Origin of the sequence: Aerococcus urinaeequi, assembly GCF_001543205.1 — a bacterium.
Lineage (GTDB): Bacteria > Bacillota > Bacilli > Lactobacillales > Aerococcaceae > Aerococcus > Aerococcus urinaeequi.
Window position 1 is genome coordinate 1,738,497 of record NZ_CP014162.1, and the last position, 14,819, is coordinate 1,753,315.

Below are 14,819 nucleotides of genomic sequence, written 5' to 3' on the forward strand. Positions count from 1 at the left end.
TTTATATTGAAAAATGGCCCTTTCATGTATAATGGGAGTAATGATTTTACTAGAAGAGGAGTCGCTATATGTCTAAGAAAGCACGCGAAGATTTTTACAAAAAGCAAAAAGATCTTGATCGTAAAGCAGAATCTACTGCTTCGAAAATAGCTAAATGGTTTTTAGTGGTTGCAGCAGCACTTATTGTGGTTGTTGGTTTATCCCTAACGTTTATGATTTTTACAGGAGGTATCGGTAGCTCGGACGAAACAGTCGAGGTTACCATACCAGAAGGGTCGACAACAGCCGATATTGCAAGCATCTTGGATGATGAAGGCATTATCTTTAACGATTTCCTTTTTACAACTTATTTAAGATTCTTTGGGAATGACGCGATTGAAGCGGGTACTTACACCTTACACAAGAATATAGGCTATACAGATGCTAATAACGAGCTACAACAAGGGGCTACAGCTCAAGTTGACTCAGTGGCTATTCCTGAAGGTTCATCGCTAGAGGCTATTTCGCAAATTATTGCAGACGCACTTGGCATTGAACAAGAAGATGCGTTAGCACAAATGACGGATGACGGTTTATTCGATGAATTATTGGCGACATACCCAGAATTATTGACTAACGTATCTGAAAATGACGACGTGCGCTACAAGTTGGAAGGCTACTTATACCCAGCAACTTATGAGTTGTCATCAACTGTAACGGTTGCAGACATCGTGACTATGATGGTTGGGGAAATGGAAAATGTTCGTCAAACCCACACTGCTGAAATTGAAGCGTCTGGTTTCACCTTCCATGAATTCTTAACCTTAGCTTCATTGGTTGAAGCAGAGGCATCTTCACTAGAAGACCGTGAATTGATCGCTGGTGTATTCATGAACCGTTTAGAAATCGATATGCCAATTCAATCAGATATTTCAGTTTTATATGCGAACAATACGCATTCAGCTTATGTAACTAACGAGGATGCAGCAGTTGATTCACCGTATAACTTGTACATCAATACTGGTTTTGGACCGGGACCATTTAACAACCCTGGTATCGAAGCTATCGAAGCTTCTATGAATCCAACAGAATCTGACTACCTATTCTTTGTGGCCGATTTAACAACCGGTGAAGTATATTATTCAGAAACATACGAAGAGCATGATGCTTTAGTTGAACAATATGTATCTGAAGAGAATGCCGACCTATAATCAGACGGGTCAAATACGATTAAAAAAATAAAAATAGCTTGAATTTACTTGCAATTGAGAACATTTTTCTCTATATTTAATAGCAGTGAATTCGAGCTTATTTTTAATATCAGGAAGGTGTGTTTTGAATGCGTAAGCCAATCATCATTGGTGTAACAGGGGGTACTGGTTCTGGTAAGACTACTGTAACCCGTAAAATTATTGAAGAATTTGGAGATGTAAGTTTAGCTTATATTCCACAAGATGCTTATTATAAAGATCAAAGTCATTTAACAATGGATGAACGTGTGTTAACTAACTACGACCACCCATTTGCATTTGACAATGACTTACTTAGCGAGCATATTAGACAATTATTGGATGGACAAGCTGTCCAAATGCCGGTTTATGATTTCACTCAACACAATCGTGCAGAAGAAACGATTCGTGTAGAACCAAAAGAAGTTATTATTATTGAAGGTATCTTAATCTTCTCTGATAAAGAGCTTCGTGATTTGATGGATATTAAAGTCTTTGTAGATACAGATGACGACATTCGTATCATCCGTCGTATTAAACGTGATATGGCTGAACGTGGCCGTTCTTTAGATTCAATTATCGACATGTACACATCGATTGTTAAACCGATGCATGAGCAATTTATTGAACCTACAAAAAAATTCGCGGATATTATCATCCCTGAAGGTGGATCAAATAATGTTGCAATCGATTTGATGACGACAAAAATCCGTTCAATCATTCCAAATGATTTAAAAATTGATTAATTAAAATTTTATTAGAAGATATCAGATAAAGTGTATTGCAAAAATTCTAGTTCCATGATATTGTGGGTCTATTCACTTTTGATAAGTTGAAATTACTATTGTTGTTAGGAGTAAAAGTATGGCAGAAGAAGTATACCCAATGACCCAAGAAGGTCTTGAGAAAATTCAACAAGATTTAGACGAGTTAAAAATTGTAAAACGCAAAGAAATTGTAGAACGAATCAAAATCGCACGTTCATACGGAGATTTATCAGAAAACTCTGAATATGAAGCGGCTAAGGATGAACAAGCTTTCGTTGAAGGGCAAATTCAAAAATTAGAAAAAATGGTTCGTTACGCTAAAATTATCGATCCAAATGAAATCGATGAAGGTATCGTTTCATTAGGTCGTAAAGTAACTTTTATTGAGTTACCAGATGGCGACGAAGAAGTTTACTCAATTGTTGGTCGTGCAGAAGCAGATCCATTAGATGGTAAAATTTCTAATGAATCACCGATTGCACAAGCATTAATTGGTAAAGGTGTGAATGATGAAGTAACGATCGAAACACCAGGCGGCGACATGGTTGTTAAAATCACAAGCGTTGACGCAATCTAATTCAAGCAAATTTCAAGACATATTCCTACCATTCGCGTGGTTGGGGTATGTCTTTTTTGCTATAAATGAAAAACTTTAAGGCTTAGGACCAATGTAAAAGGGATTCAGTTCTCATAAAATGGTCATATATAGTAAAATGTAGAAGTGGTATGATTAGAGTATAAAAATAGGATGGAGGGCAATATGAGAAATCTATGGATGATTTTAGCTTGTTTTGCCGGATTGATTGTTTTTACAGGTTTATTGGTTAGACCAGAAAATTTGATTTCCATTGTTGTCGGTTGCGGACTTTTAGCCGTATCTAACCGGGTAAAAATAAAAATGAATACAAAGAAACAGCAGCAAAGTTGGCTGAACTTGATACTAGTTGCCATTGGTTGTTTTCTAATTTTTATTGGGATTGTGACCTTGCCTTATGTTTCAAGTATTTTATTGGCGCTAATGATTGTTGGTTTGGTTTATTATGCGATTGTGAAAGATAAATCTGATAACGTAAAACATGACCTAACCTTGCGACAAACAAAAATTGTGGATGCAGAAGATGGTGTTTTTAAGGATCAAGAAAAGGAAGCCTTCTTAGAATTTGACCATTTATTTAATAATGGTCCTTACAAGGAAGAAGTATATGCCTGGGAAGATGTGGAGATGTACCATCTCTATGCCAATACCTTTATTGATTTCGGGTCAACGATTGTGCCTATAGGGACCAATGTGGTCGTGATTAATCAATTGGTTGGGCAAACTAAACTTGTGGTGCCTGAAGGGGTGGGTCTTGAACTACACGCCAATTGTTTTCGGACGGAAGTTAATTGGAACGGGGAAAAAGTGGCCCTAAACAATGAGCGTAAAACCTTTGAAAGTGCGTCTTATCAGCAAAGTAACCGGAAAATTTACCTACAAATTTCTCAAGGTTGGGGAACAGTTGAGGTGGTCTTCTTATGAGAGGACGTCGGTTTTTAACAATATTTATCGTTTTATGGTTGTCACTTTTGACGGTATCTCTTGGAACCTATATCTTTTTGATTTTGGCACCTAATACCATGAATGTCGACGGGTCATATCTTGAATTTGCCCGTTTAGTCCTACCATTTATGTATTTATTGGTCATTGATATAGTCATCTCATTGATTGCAACCTTAATCCTGTATTTCTTTTTATACAAGGACGAAAATAAATTAACGGCTAAGCTAACTGCCTTGGCTGCCAGAAAATATGATTCACCCATTTTTCAAGAGACAGAAATGGGCGTTTATGCTGGCCAGCAAATAGGTGAGAAAATTGAACGGTTGCGGGCCATGTTACAGAACATGGAAATGGCCTTGCAGGCAAAAACGGTGGCGGATGAAGCGAACTCAGAGATGAACAGAAACCAACTAGTCAAAGAGGAACGACAACGGATTGCGCGTGAATTGCATGATTCAGTCAGCCAGCAATTGTTTGCCATGACCATGATTTTGTCAGCTATCCAAGAGCAGGCGGACAATATGGACCCTGTCAACCGGCAATTGATCGATAAGGTGGCGGATATGGTGGACCAGGCTCAAGCTGAAATGCGGTCCTTATTACTCCATCTACGGCCAATTTCCTTGACCAATCAAAGTTTGGCAGAGGGAATTGAACAGCTCTTTAGGGAGTTAGAAACGAAGGTTAAGATTAATTTTGAAGCCACTGTGACGGACGTTCAATTGCTGCCCGAAGTGGAGAACCACCTATTCCGAATTGTGCAGGAATTATTATCCAATTCCCTGCGACATGCTAAGGCACAAATTATCGAATGCCATCTGTATGAGAAAGACCGAAATATTTATCTGCGATTTTCAGATGATGGCGTGGGCTTTGATACCGACAAGGAATTACTGCAGAACGGTGGGTACGGATTGAAAAATATCCAAGAGCGCGTGGCCCAGCTAGGTGGTTCGACCAACATTATTTCATTTGAAAACCAGGGCACATTGATCCAAATCGTAATACCAAGAAAAATGGAGGGCATATATGATTAAAGTATTGTTAGTAGATGACCATGAAATGGTCAGATTAGGCGTTTCTACCTACCTATCTACCCAATCAGACCTAGAGATAGTAGGGGAAGCTAAGGACGGATTAGAGGGTAAGAAAATGGCCTTATCACTGCAACCAGATATCATTTTAATGGATTTAGTCATGGATAATATGGACGGGATCCAAGCAACACAAGAAATCTTAGCTGAATGGCCAAAAGCCAATATTTTAATTGTCACTTCTTTTATCGATGATGAAAAGGTATATCCTGCCATGCAAGCTGGGGCTAAAGGCTACATTTTAAAAACATCTTCTGCAAGCGAAATTGCGTCAGCGATTCGCCGGACCTATGCGGGGGAATCAGTCATTGCACCAACAGTCAATGAAAAGCTGATTGCCCATGAAGTAGAAGCTAACCGACATCACCTACATGATGATTTAACTACTCGTGAACGGGAAGTCTTGCAGTTGATTGCTGCTGGTAAATCCAACCAGGAAATTGCCGATGACTTATTTATCACCTTAAAAACGGTAAAAACCCATGTATCGAATATATTATCTAAATTAGGGGTTGAAGACCGGACACAAGCAACGATTTATGCCTTCCAAAATCAATTAGTTAATTAGTCGTTTTATTGCAAAAGGAAAAACCTGCGATGCAAGCTAGTTCAGCTTTACATCGCAGGTTTATTTTGTTTATTAGTAATCGGTATGATTAGACAGGCATGACGACTGCCATAATCATTGGATTACGTTTTGTACGTTTATGCAAGAATGGTTGTAGGGCATTTTGCATAGCGTCACGTAAGATTTTTTCGTTTACTTTCTTACCTGAATTTAGATGACCGATAACAGTGGTACGGATTACTTTTTGTGCATCTTGGATTAAACCAACAGATTCACGCATGTAAATGAAACCACGAGAAACGATATCAGGACCAGCGAGTAATTCATTCTTAGTAAAGTCAACAGAAACAACTGCTAGGACTAAACCATCTTCAGAAAGGTTATGACGGTCACGTAAGACAATATTGCCGATATCCCCGATACCCTTACCATCTACGTAGACCGCTTCACCTGGGAAGCTACCTGCGCGACGCGCTGAGTCTTGCGTTAAGGCTAAGACTTCACCGTTTTGCATGATAAAGATGTTTTCGTGTGGAATACCAACTAATTCAGCTTGTTCAGCCTGAATAGATAGCATACGGTATTCACCGTGGACTGGCATAAAGTACTTCGGTTTCATTAATGACAGCATTAGTTTTTGCTCTTGCTGACCACCGTGCCCTGAAGTATGGACATTGTTGACCTTACCGTGGATAACTTCCGCACCTGCAGCAAGTAATTGGTTAATTACATGGTTTACAGATAGGGTGTTACCTGGAATTGGACTAGATGAGAAGATCACAGTATCATCAGGTTGGATTGAGATTTGACGGTGGGTACCGTTTGCAATCCGAGATAGGGCAGCCATTGGCTCACCTTGAGAACCTGTACACATGATTAAGATTTCGTTTGCTGGGTATTGGTTGATTTCGTTACTTTGGATGAAGGCATCTTCACCCACGTTGAAATAGCCGAGTTCGATAGCGTTTCGAATGGCTGCTTCCATAGATCGACCAAAGACAGCTATTTTTCTACCTTGGGCTACAGCCACATCGATGGCTTGTGATAAACGAGAAATATTTGAAGCGAAAGATGCGAAGATAATTCGACCTTCAATATTTGACATGATATCCGCTAATGATTCACCAACGACACGTTCTGATTGGGTAAAACCTGGAATCTCGGCGTTTGTTGAGTCACCAAGTAACAATAGAACGCCTTCTTCACCGATTTTTGCCATTTTATGGATATCAGCAGGTTTACCTACTGGGGTAAAGTCGAACTTGTAGTCACCGGTAAATACCACATTTCCTGGTGGGGTCTTTACAACAATCCCCATTGCGTCAGGAATAGAGTGGGTAGTACGGTAGAAAGAAACGGATGTCTTTCTAAACTTGATGACAGAATCTTCATCAATAATATGTAATTCTGCATCACGTAATAATCCGTGTTCTTCTAATTTATTCTTGATTAGAGCCATGGCCAATTTGCCAGCATAAATCGGAATGTTAATTTGTTTCAGTAAGAAAGGAATCCCCCCAATATGGTCTTCGTGACCGTGGGTGATGAATAAACCTTTCACTTTTTGTTCGTTTTGAATTAGGTATTGGTAGTTAGCGATAACGTAATCAATACCTAACAAATCGTCTTCTGGGAATTTAACCCCAGCGTCTAATAATAAAATTTCGTCTTGAAATTGGACTCCATAAGAGTTTTTACCGATTTCGTCTAATCCCCCGAAAGCGAAAACGCCAACTTCATTATTTTTTATATCAACTTTCATTAATTAGAAAGCTCCACAACTTTAAAGTCTGGATTTTGTTGTTCGTATTCTAAATGCGCACCTTCAAGTGGTTGTATAAACTCGACTAGATAGGGGGTTTCATTCTCTAGGTGGGCACGAACCTCACGTTTAGTTTCAGCTTGGACATACATAGTGTGTGTTGATTCACGACGTGGTACTTCAGTCAATGAATCTTGATAAGTTACTTTAAAAATCATTTTTTGCTCCTTTTATAAATTTATTAAAAATGTGATCTTACTCGCTAACACTATTCTACCATATTTCATTATCTTTGCGCACATTTTTAGAAATTTGTTGATTTGGTATGTTTTCATAAATTGGTTTTCAGATTATATGCTAAAATATCTTTGAATGAAGTTAAAGGAGCGATCAAATGCGAGTAGCGATTAAGAGTGCAAAATATGCAGTGGCCACATTTATTGCCATATTTTTGGCTCAGTGGTTAGGTCTAGATTATGCGGTATCAGCAGGGGTTATTGCCATCCTATCCCTAGCAGAAACCAGTAAGAAAACTGTGCAATACATCGGCAACTTGACCCTCACCATGATTTTGAGTTTGTTAATTGCCACCATATTATTCAATCTTTATGGTTATGAAATTTGGGTATTTTCACTTTATCTATTAATTACCTACCCTGTTTCTGTCTACCTGAAGAGCGATAACGCCATTGCCCCCTGTGCGGTATTTATTTCCCATTTGTTGCTTGAACAAGCGTCAGATTTTAATTGGTGGGTCAACGAAATGCTTCTACTTGTGATTGGTGTTGGGATTGCAGTAATTGTCAATTTGTATCAGACATCTGCCAGTGGCGAGATGGACAAGTTGAAAGGGGAAATTGAAGGGGAAATGCAGATCATTTTAAACCATTTAGCTGACAAAATGGATACCCCTGACCACCCGGGTCACCTCTTATATGAACATATCGACCAGGCTTACGAGTTGGCGAAACATGGAGAATTCCTGGCATTGAAGGAGGCTGAAAATAATATCACGGGTGATGTGCAAAATTACTATCTAAATTATTTTTCAATGCGGTCTTCCCAATTGATTATTCTCTATGATATCAACAATTCTTTGGATAATATTTATGAATCAACAAATCAGACTTATGACTTGAGTGGCTTTTTCCGTCACGTTAGTCAACAATTATCGGAATCAAATACAGCAGCTAAACTTCGTAATGAATTAAATCAATTAAAAACACGGTTTAGACAGCAACCCTTACCGCAAACTCGAAATGAATTTGAAACCCGGTCTATGCTCTTTGATATCTTATTAGACTGCGAGAAATTCTTGAATCTGAAATACGAGTTTTATAAATCTGGGCAGCGTTTAAAATATCTCCAAAGCAAATAAAAGATACCAAGCAAAGGCGAGTAGCAGGACTACTAAACTATGCTTGGTATCTTATTTTTCATATTAAAAGCATTTCATTCCTATACATATAATAAGACGGCGAAGTACATCGCGATTGAACCACCGAGTACAAATAAGTGCCAAATGACATGCCAGAATTTCAAGTTATCATGGGCGTAGAAGATAGTGCCGACTGTATAAGTTACCCCGCCGGCGATTAGCCAAGCGATACCACCAGAACCGATGGCTGTGGCCATTTGCGGGATAGCAATAACCCCGAACCAGCCCATCAAAATATATAAAAGGGTAGAAAATTTCTTCATCTTATTTAGGAAGAGGATTTTACCGATAATTCCAAATAGGGCGATGGCCCATTGTGCAATGAAGATAAACCAGCCAAAGACACCACCGATAGCGACTAGGGCAAAGGGTGTGTATGATCCAGCAATTAAAATAAAAATCGATGAATGGTCGATAATTTTTAGGATACCCGCAGCTTTGGTAAATGAAAAGCTGTGGTATAAGGTTGAAGCCAAGTATAGGGCACACATAGAGATGCCGTACACCACGTATGAAAAAATTTCGATACTATTTTGGTTTTCAACACCTTTAAGGATTAGGAAAACGGTGGCAACAATTGAAAGGACAAACCCAATGCCATGTGTCACTGAATTCAGGACCTCATTCGTGATATAATAAGCTTTCGTATAAGGTAATTTGATTTTTTCTTGACTACGTGAATTAGCAGACATTATTTTCCTCCTTTAGTAAGATGCGTTTTTTACACATGTAGTATAGCATATTCTATTAGGTAATTATGGGAATTCGATGCAATTAATACTAATTTAAATTTTATCTGATAAAATATATGTAAGCAGAAAAACAGTTGAGGTGAGCGGAAATGGCGAGAAATATGGATTGGTCTCTTGCTGAAGAATTAACCAAGAAAACGCAAGAAGAAATTGAAAAAATAGAAAAAGTACATATTCTAGTAGTAGGTAAAACGGGTGTTGGGAAATCGACTTTAATCAACAATATTTTCCGGGAGAGATTAGCGGAAACAGGGATTGGGCAACCCATCACCAAACATTTGCATAAAATCGAAAAAGAAGGCGTGCCAATGGTCCTTTATGATACAAGAGGGTTGGAGCTGGATGCAGAAACCCAAAACCAAGTGACGAGTGAAATCGACCAAACGCTAGAAGGCATAGCCAAAATGCAACAACATATGCACGTGGCATATTATTGTATCAATGCATCTTCATCGCGGATTGAAGATATGGAGATTCGTTTGATTGAATATTTAGCTACTAAGATGCCGGTTATCTTAGTACTGACTCAATCTATCGGGGATCAAGCCTTGAAATTTGAACAATACCTAGTCAATCAAAATCTATCCGTCCAAGCAATTATTCGGTTAATGGCCCAGGATTATAAGATTACTGACGAATTTACCATTCCTGCCTTCGGTCTAAAAGAGCTTGTTGAAAGAACAATTGGCTTATTGCCACATCAGGTCCACACAGCTTTTAACAATGCCCAACAGATTGATATTGAACGGAAGAGCCGAGCAGCGCGACGTTGGGCGCGTAGATATACTGTCACTACCTTTGGTGTTGGATTCACCCCCATCCCTTTTTCCGATGCAACCGTCCTAGTGCCCATGCAAATAGGTATGATGGCCCATATTACAGCTATATTTGGCATTTCCATGGACCGAGCGACTGCCTTAGGCATCTTAGGGGCTATTGGTGGAACAGGATCAGCAACCTATTTAGGACGACTAATCGTTTCGAACGTGGTGAAATTTATCCCAGGTATCGGGTCTGTGGCAGGTGGGATGATTTCAGGAACAACTGCCTCAATCATTACCACAGCCCTAGCCATGTCCTACATCGAAGTCCTGACTTTTATCGCCACAGCAGAAGCTAAAGGTGAAGAGGTCAGTCCACGAACAGTCCGTAAATTGATGAAAGATTTATACGGACAAAGACTGAAACGCGGGCAAAATGACCCCGATTTCCAAGCTGCTATGGCGGATATCGAAGCGAAAAAGGGTCAAGATGCTGAGGGGACCAAAGAAAAGGACACTAGCCAAGGCGTTTCTCTAGATGATGAAGTAGAAGAAGGTGGTCAAAAGACGCGGATTAACTGGCCAAAATGGTCATTTAGAAACCGAAAACGCTAGTGGTTTTCCTGTATTTTTCGAATTCAAAATAAAACATCTCGTTTTAAAAACTATTGTTCATAGTGATGATAACTTTGTGGTATAATATAATCATAATGAAATAGTGGGTGAGTATAAGTGGAAAAACAATTAGAATTTGAAAACTGGGTCAAAAGTTTAGACGACGTCAACATGCCAAGATGGGAAGATATTACAGATATTCCTTTATACATGGACCAACTGATTGCAGTTGTAACCCAGTATTTAGAACCATTCCAAATTTTTTCTTCAGATAAGAAACCTGTGACATCTTCAATGGTCAATAACTATGTTAAACTAGGATTAATTCCAAAGCCCATCAAGAGACATTACAATAAACGTCATATCGCGTATTTAATCGTCATTACCTTATTTAAAGAAGTAATTTCAATTCAAGACATCCGTCGTGTATTGATCTTTCTAGCGCAGTCACAAGGCAATTCAAACGCCTACAATCAATTCTGTGCCTTATTAGAAATTACCATCAAACGAAAAGGGCATGTATATTTAAATGTAGCCGTGGATGACGAAATTGAAACAGACTATTCAAATCCAGAGGATTTTGATAAGTATATTATCTATTTGGCTTGCGAAACAATCACTAATTTATTGTTTGCGAAAAAATTTATTTCCTTTGTAGATCAAGATACCACAGAGATAGAAACAGAAGCATAACCCTTATAGTAGGAGGTAGTCAATTGGAAAAAATAGGTTTTATTGTGGACTCTGGTTCAGATGTTCCAAAAGAGTTTGTCGACAAATTTGAAATCGAAGTATTACCTTTAAATGTAGCCTTTAAAGATGGCGATTACTTGGATGGGGTAACCATTCAACCACAAGAAGTATTTGAGCGTATGACATCGGAAATCCCGAAAACATCCCTACCAAGTGGTGAATTGATTTCTCAAGCCTTTGAAAACTTAATAGAAAAAGGCTGTACGCATATTATCGCCATTACCATTTCATCAAATCTTTCTGGTACTAACAACTCAGTTCGTTTAATTGCGGAAGAATTTCCTCAAGTGGAGTTTTTCCTTTTAGATACGAAAAACATTGGTATCGGTTCAGGACTATTCATGATCGCTGCAACAAAATACTTCGAAATGAAGAATGACTTTAAAATGATTACCAAGAAATTACAGGATTCAGTTGAAAAAGGTCATGTATTTTTCCATATCCCTAACTTAAAATATCTAATTGCTGGTGGACGAATTGGCCGGGTGACGGGTGCAGTAGGTACCTTGTTAAATATTCAACCAATTATCACTTGTGATGAAGAGGGAATTTATACAACAATCGCTAAAATCCGCGCCTCAAAAACCAATAATGAAGCCAAAACCATTAAGAAGATGGTTGATTTAGTGAAGGGCGTTGTTCCTGAAAGCCAAGAATTTTTATTGGCTTCTTGTGGCGGTAATCCGGCTGCTAGAGTGACATCAGCCAAGCTTTTGGAAGGACTTAAAGACGCTTTACCGGAATTTGAAGAAGCCTACGATGTCCAACTGGGATCAGCTTTAGCGGTACATACGGGACCTGAATTAACAGGTTGTGCGATCTTACCTTTGTATAAATAAAATATGAGGAGTGCCTATTTTATAAAATAAGCCAAGCTAAATAAAGAAACAGGCGGTGTTCCGGATGAAATCTCATCTGGCATACCGCCTGTTTTTGTGGCTATTTCAATCGTGGCAAATTCAGGGTCGCTATTTCCTTCGGGCCCGCAGCATGGATATTAGTAGGATTAACCCGATAAGCGCTGTGATGACGAAAAAGAAAATACCCAGCAATTCTGCATAATAGGTTTGTGCTGAGGTAATGATCAAAGTGGAGGCCAAGATAAGGGCGGATAGAATTACTCCAAAAATAATGCGGTTAATCATTGAGTTAATGTCCCGTATCCGGTCATCCACATTTTCAAAGGTTAGTCGTACATTCAAACGACCGTTATTGATGTTGTCCACTAAATTTTCTATCTTAGTTGGCATCCTTCTAGTGGTATTCAAGGTCCTAAAGGCTTCTCGTGCAACAGCATTCGGGTCCAAGAATTTCTCCCAGGGAATGGTGCCGCTAGACAAGAAGAAAGATTGAAAGATCGCCATAAAATCTAGATGTGGGTCTAAACTTTGGGCAACGCCTTGAACCATGGCAATGGTTTTCTCCAGTAAAATATATTCAGATGGGAAAATCAGCCCGTGTTTATGACCAAATTTTAGTAGGTCCTGGAAGATATCGTCAATTTCCAAGGCTTCCATCCCGGTGGTTAGGTAGCGGTTAAACAAGGTTTCAATGTCCCGGTATAAAACGACCTTGTCGACAGTTTTATTCTGTTTACAGATTTGCAGCAAGACATTGACTAAACCATCGATATCTTTACTGACTAAGGAAGTCAATATTTGAACCAGTAGCTGTTTTTGGCCGGGGGAAATTTTCCCCATTGCCCCAAAGTCAATAAAGACAATTTTCCCATCTTTAATCAGGATATTGCCGGCATGGGGGTCAGCGTGATAAAAGCCATCGTCAAATACCTGGTATAAATAGGACAAGACGAATTTGCTTGCTAAATCATTGAGGTCATAACCTTCTTCTTTTAAGGCAAAATGGCGTCCGATTGAAATACCATCAATATATTCTTGAATCAACACTTGTCTGGTCGACAGACTTAAATAAGGAATCGGGTTCAAAATGGTTGTCCGCTGTCTGTGATTTTCTGCAAACAGCAACATATTATGTGCTTCATTGAGGAAATCAATTTCTTCTAAAATCTGAATCTTAATGTCTTTTAAAATTTCTACCGGGTTGATAATGACATCAATAAAAATCGATGGGATGGCTTCAACAACCCGAATAAAAATATTTAAATCGCGAATCAATTGGTCTTCAATTTCAGGTCGCTGGACCTTTACTATTACCTGCTCACCAGATTTCATCTGGGCCCGGTGGACTTGGGCAATTGAAGCTGAAGCCATAGGTTTCTTGGTGATGGTGGCAAAATCATCCTCAATATGCCGGCCAACAGACTCAAAATACTCTTGTTGAATAATGTCATAGGGGATGGGCAGGGTATCTTCTTGCAACTTCTCTAATTCCACTAAATATTCTGTCGACAAGAGGTCACTTCTAGTCGATAAAATTTGCCCAATCTTAATAAAACTAGGGCCTAATTCTTCAAAAGCTTGTTTTAGGGCTCTAGGTCGATCGTCTTCTTCATTCTTTTTCAGTCGATATCGTATTTCACCAAATCCGTAACGTCCTAATATGGAGACGATTTCACGGAAACGACTACTATCTCTTTGCATGTTATCACCGTCAATTCAAAGCAATTCCTATTAAAAAACTGTATATGGCAGATGAGGCTGGGACAAAAATGCCTCAGCCTCAACTTATCGTTATATGATCTAAAAATTATTGAATGACGTCTTCTATGGCATCTTCATCCGCAGATTCGGTGTTCGTACCTTTTAATGATTGGACTTCTTGAGTTAAGTTTTCGACTTGTGTTTGTAGTGCTAAGATGCGTTCAGATAAAGTTTGGTCTAAAGGATCTGAAGCGTTTGAACCTTTTGCATGGCCCTTAGCTACCCGTTGAATATCTTCACTTAATGATTTTCCTTCAGCTACAGAAATTTGTCCTTTTTCAATGAGACTTTTTAACACTTCATCGGCTTTCTCATAAGTTAGTCGTGTACCACCTACTGCTGCTAGAAATAAATTTTTAATCGGATTCATGTAGAAACACTCCTTTTTCTGCTTTAGGGTCATGTGCTTAGATATGATAGGTGTATGAATATTTGTCATTTACCACTTATATAGTATAAGAAAATCGTTTATTGTTCAATAAAACGGTAAATAAAATTTTCTTCTTCGGGAGAAAAGTCGACTTCAAAGTCGTAGCCATTGAAGAACCAGTCATCATTTTCCGTAATATAGTATTGGATACCGTCAATTTTTTCATCAATTAAGAGGGCACCTTCTGGCGATTCTACGGATAAGCCAACTGAAAATCCTTCATGGACAGCTGTTTTACCGTAAACGCGGCTATGAAATCCGACTTGGCTTCCCGAGGACAATCCCATGTTATTTTTGAAGTATGCTTGTGCTGCTGGTGTTATCGTTAGTTTCATCTAAAGTCGCCTCCATTAAACTTGAAATCTGATATTGTCATTATAACGTATTGTTTCTTGAAAGCAATTTTTTGGTGTTTCTGAAGGAGGTACCAGCATTTTCTTTAAACGATTAAAAGATTAACCGTGGAATCGTAGCACACTACTTATGAAACTATGATAGAATGTTCATGCA

16 protein-coding genes are annotated in these 14,819 nt (G+C 38.7%); 10 read left to right on the plus strand and 6 right to left on the minus strand.

The window, feature by feature from the left end; translation table 11 throughout:
• The first annotated feature begins 68 nt into the window (after positions 1-68).
• The 6 genes from mltG to AWM74_RS08115 all read left to right on the plus strand — a co-directional run bounded on the left by mltG (position 69) and on the right by AWM74_RS08115 (position 5,177).
• Positions 69-1,190 carry an endolytic transglycosylase MltG gene (mltG, locus tag AWM74_RS08090; protein ID WP_026465886.1) on the plus strand — a complete coding sequence of 374 codons (1,122 nt, stop codon included), beginning with the start codon at positions 69-71 and terminating at the stop codon, positions 1,188-1,190.
• Positions 1,191-1,318: 128 nt separating this feature from the next.
• A complete protein-coding gene (gene udk, locus AWM74_RS08095) occupies positions 1,319-1,954 on the plus strand; it encodes a uridine kinase (RefSeq protein WP_003140972.1) in 636 nt (211 codons plus the stop codon).
• Positions 1,955-2,072: 118 nt separating this feature from the next.
• On the plus strand, positions 2,073-2,552 hold the full coding sequence (gene greA / locus AWM74_RS08100; protein WP_003140974.1) for a transcription elongation factor GreA: 480 nt from the start codon (positions 2,073-2,075) through the stop codon (positions 2,550-2,552).
• Positions 2,553-2,735: 183 nt separating this feature from the next.
• Positions 2,736-3,494 (plus strand): cell wall-active antibiotics response protein LiaF, encoded by a 759-nt coding sequence (gene liaF / locus AWM74_RS08105; protein WP_026465887.1) that lies wholly within the window; start codon positions 2,736-2,738, stop codon positions 3,492-3,494.
• Positions 3,491-4,552, plus strand: coding sequence for a sensor histidine kinase (locus tag AWM74_RS08110; RefSeq protein WP_051218218.1), 1,062 nt, complete (start codon positions 3,491-3,493; stop codon positions 4,550-4,552). Before liaF ends, AWM74_RS08110 begins: the two co-directional genes overlap by 4 nt.
• A complete protein-coding gene (locus AWM74_RS08115) occupies positions 4,545-5,177 on the plus strand; it encodes a response regulator (protein WP_026465889.1) in 633 nt (210 codons plus the stop codon). The genes AWM74_RS08110 and AWM74_RS08115 overlap by 8 nt, the downstream gene beginning before the upstream one ends.
• A gap of 88 nt (positions 5,178-5,265) precedes the next feature.
• Here the strand turns inward: AWM74_RS08115 and rnjA are convergent, their stop codons facing one another.
• Both rnjA and AWM74_RS08125 read right to left on the minus strand, forming a co-directional pair.
• Entirely contained in the window at positions 5,266-6,939 is a 1,674-nt protein-coding gene (gene rnjA / locus AWM74_RS08120; RefSeq protein ID WP_026465890.1) for a ribonuclease J1, read from the minus strand.
• Complete coding sequence (locus AWM74_RS08125; protein ID WP_003142522.1) at positions 6,939-7,157, minus strand: DNA-directed RNA polymerase subunit epsilon; 219 nt, start codon at positions 7,155-7,157, stop codon at positions 6,939-6,941. Before AWM74_RS08125 ends, rnjA begins: the two co-directional genes overlap by 1 nt.
• A 176-nt stretch (positions 7,158-7,333) precedes the next feature.
• On the opposite strand from AWM74_RS08125, the gene AWM74_RS08130 reads away from it, so the two are divergent.
• On the plus strand, positions 7,334-8,317 hold the full coding sequence (locus tag AWM74_RS08130) for an aromatic acid exporter family protein (RefSeq protein WP_026465891.1): 984 nt from the start codon (positions 7,334-7,336) through the stop codon (positions 8,315-8,317).
• Between the two features lie 80 nt (positions 8,318-8,397).
• Here the strand turns inward: AWM74_RS08130 and trhA are convergent, their stop codons facing one another.
• Positions 8,398-9,069 (minus strand): PAQR family membrane homeostasis protein TrhA, encoded by a 672-nt coding sequence (gene trhA / locus AWM74_RS08135; RefSeq protein ID WP_051218219.1) that lies wholly within the window; start codon positions 9,067-9,069, stop codon positions 8,398-8,400.
• Positions 9,070-9,218: 149 nt separating this feature from the next.
• On the opposite strand from trhA, the gene AWM74_RS08140 reads away from it, so the two are divergent.
• From AWM74_RS08140 to AWM74_RS08150, 3 genes are all read left to right on the plus strand, one after another.
• The gene (locus AWM74_RS08140) at positions 9,219-10,505 is read left to right on the plus strand and encodes a GTPase (RefSeq protein WP_026465893.1); all 1,287 of its coding nucleotides are present in this window, start codon (positions 9,219-9,221) and stop codon (positions 10,503-10,505) included.
• A 117-nt stretch (positions 10,506-10,622) separates the two neighbouring features.
• Positions 10,623-11,198, plus strand: a complete 576-nt coding sequence (locus tag AWM74_RS08145; protein WP_026465894.1) for a DUF1836 domain-containing protein — start codon at positions 10,623-10,625, stop codon at positions 11,196-11,198.
• A gap of 23 nt (positions 11,199-11,221) precedes the next feature.
• Positions 11,222-12,097 (plus strand): DegV family protein, encoded by an 876-nt coding sequence (locus AWM74_RS08150; protein WP_026465895.1) that lies wholly within the window; start codon positions 11,222-11,224, stop codon positions 12,095-12,097.
• 129 nt (positions 12,098-12,226) lie between these two features.
• Here AWM74_RS08150 and AWM74_RS08155 read toward each other — a convergent pair whose 3' ends face one another.
• From AWM74_RS08155 to AWM74_RS08165, 3 genes are all read right to left on the minus strand, one after another.
• Positions 12,227-13,819, minus strand: a complete 1,593-nt coding sequence (locus AWM74_RS08155; RefSeq protein WP_026465896.1) for an ABC1 kinase family protein — start codon at positions 13,817-13,819, stop codon at positions 12,227-12,229.
• Positions 13,820-13,925: 106 nt separating this feature from the next.
• Positions 13,926-14,249 (minus strand): hypothetical protein, encoded by a 324-nt coding sequence (locus AWM74_RS08160; protein ID WP_026465897.1) that lies wholly within the window; start codon positions 14,247-14,249, stop codon positions 13,926-13,928.
• Positions 14,250-14,347: 98 nt separating this feature from the next.
• On the minus strand, positions 14,348-14,644 hold the full coding sequence (locus AWM74_RS08165; RefSeq protein WP_026465898.1) for a HesB/YadR/YfhF family protein: 297 nt from the start codon (positions 14,642-14,644) through the stop codon (positions 14,348-14,350).
• Positions 14,645-14,819 lie beyond the last annotated feature (175 nt).

Excerpts from the sequence above, each read along its gene's own strand:
- AWM74_RS08130 (WP_026465891.1), top strand. The coding sequence starts at position 7,334 with ATGCGAGTAGCGATTAAGAGTGCAAAATATGCAGTGGCCACATTTATT.
- AWM74_RS08115 (WP_026465889.1), top strand. The coding sequence starts at position 4,545 with ATGATTAAAGTATTGTTAGTAGATGACCATGAAATGGTCAGATTAGGC.
- trhA (WP_051218219.1), bottom strand. The coding sequence starts at position 9,069 with ATGTCTGCTAATTCACGTAGTCAAGAAAAAATCAAATTACCTTATACG.
- AWM74_RS08110 (WP_051218218.1), top strand. The coding sequence starts at position 3,491 with ATGAGAGGACGTCGGTTTTTAACAATATTTATCGTTTTATGGTTGTCA.
- AWM74_RS08160 (WP_026465897.1), bottom strand. The coding sequence starts at position 14,249 with ATGAATCCGATTAAAAATTTATTTCTAGCAGCAGTAGGTGGTACACGA.
- mltG (WP_026465886.1), top strand. The coding sequence starts at position 69 with ATGTCTAAGAAAGCACGCGAAGATTTTTACAAAAAGCAAAAAGATCTT.
- udk (WP_003140972.1), top strand. The coding sequence starts at position 1,319 with ATGCGTAAGCCAATCATCATTGGTGTAACAGGGGGTACTGGTTCTGGT.
- greA (WP_003140974.1), top strand. The coding sequence starts at position 2,073 with ATGGCAGAAGAAGTATACCCAATGACCCAAGAAGGTCTTGAGAAAATT.
- liaF (WP_026465887.1), top strand. The coding sequence starts at position 2,736 with ATGAGAAATCTATGGATGATTTTAGCTTGTTTTGCCGGATTGATTGTT.
- AWM74_RS08165 (WP_026465898.1), bottom strand. The coding sequence starts at position 14,644 with ATGAAACTAACGATAACACCAGCAGCACAAGCATACTTCAAAAATAAC.
- AWM74_RS08155 (WP_026465896.1), bottom strand. The coding sequence starts at position 13,819 with ATGCAAAGAGATAGTAGTCGTTTCCGTGAAATCGTCTCCATATTAGGA.
- rnjA (WP_026465890.1), bottom strand. The coding sequence starts at position 6,939 with ATGAAAGTTGATATAAAAAATAATGAAGTTGGCGTTTTCGCTTTCGGG.
- AWM74_RS08140 (WP_026465893.1), top strand. The coding sequence starts at position 9,219 with ATGGCGAGAAATATGGATTGGTCTCTTGCTGAAGAATTAACCAAGAAA.
- AWM74_RS08125 (WP_003142522.1), bottom strand. The coding sequence starts at position 7,157 with ATGATTTTTAAAGTAACTTATCAAGATTCATTGACTGAAGTACCACGT.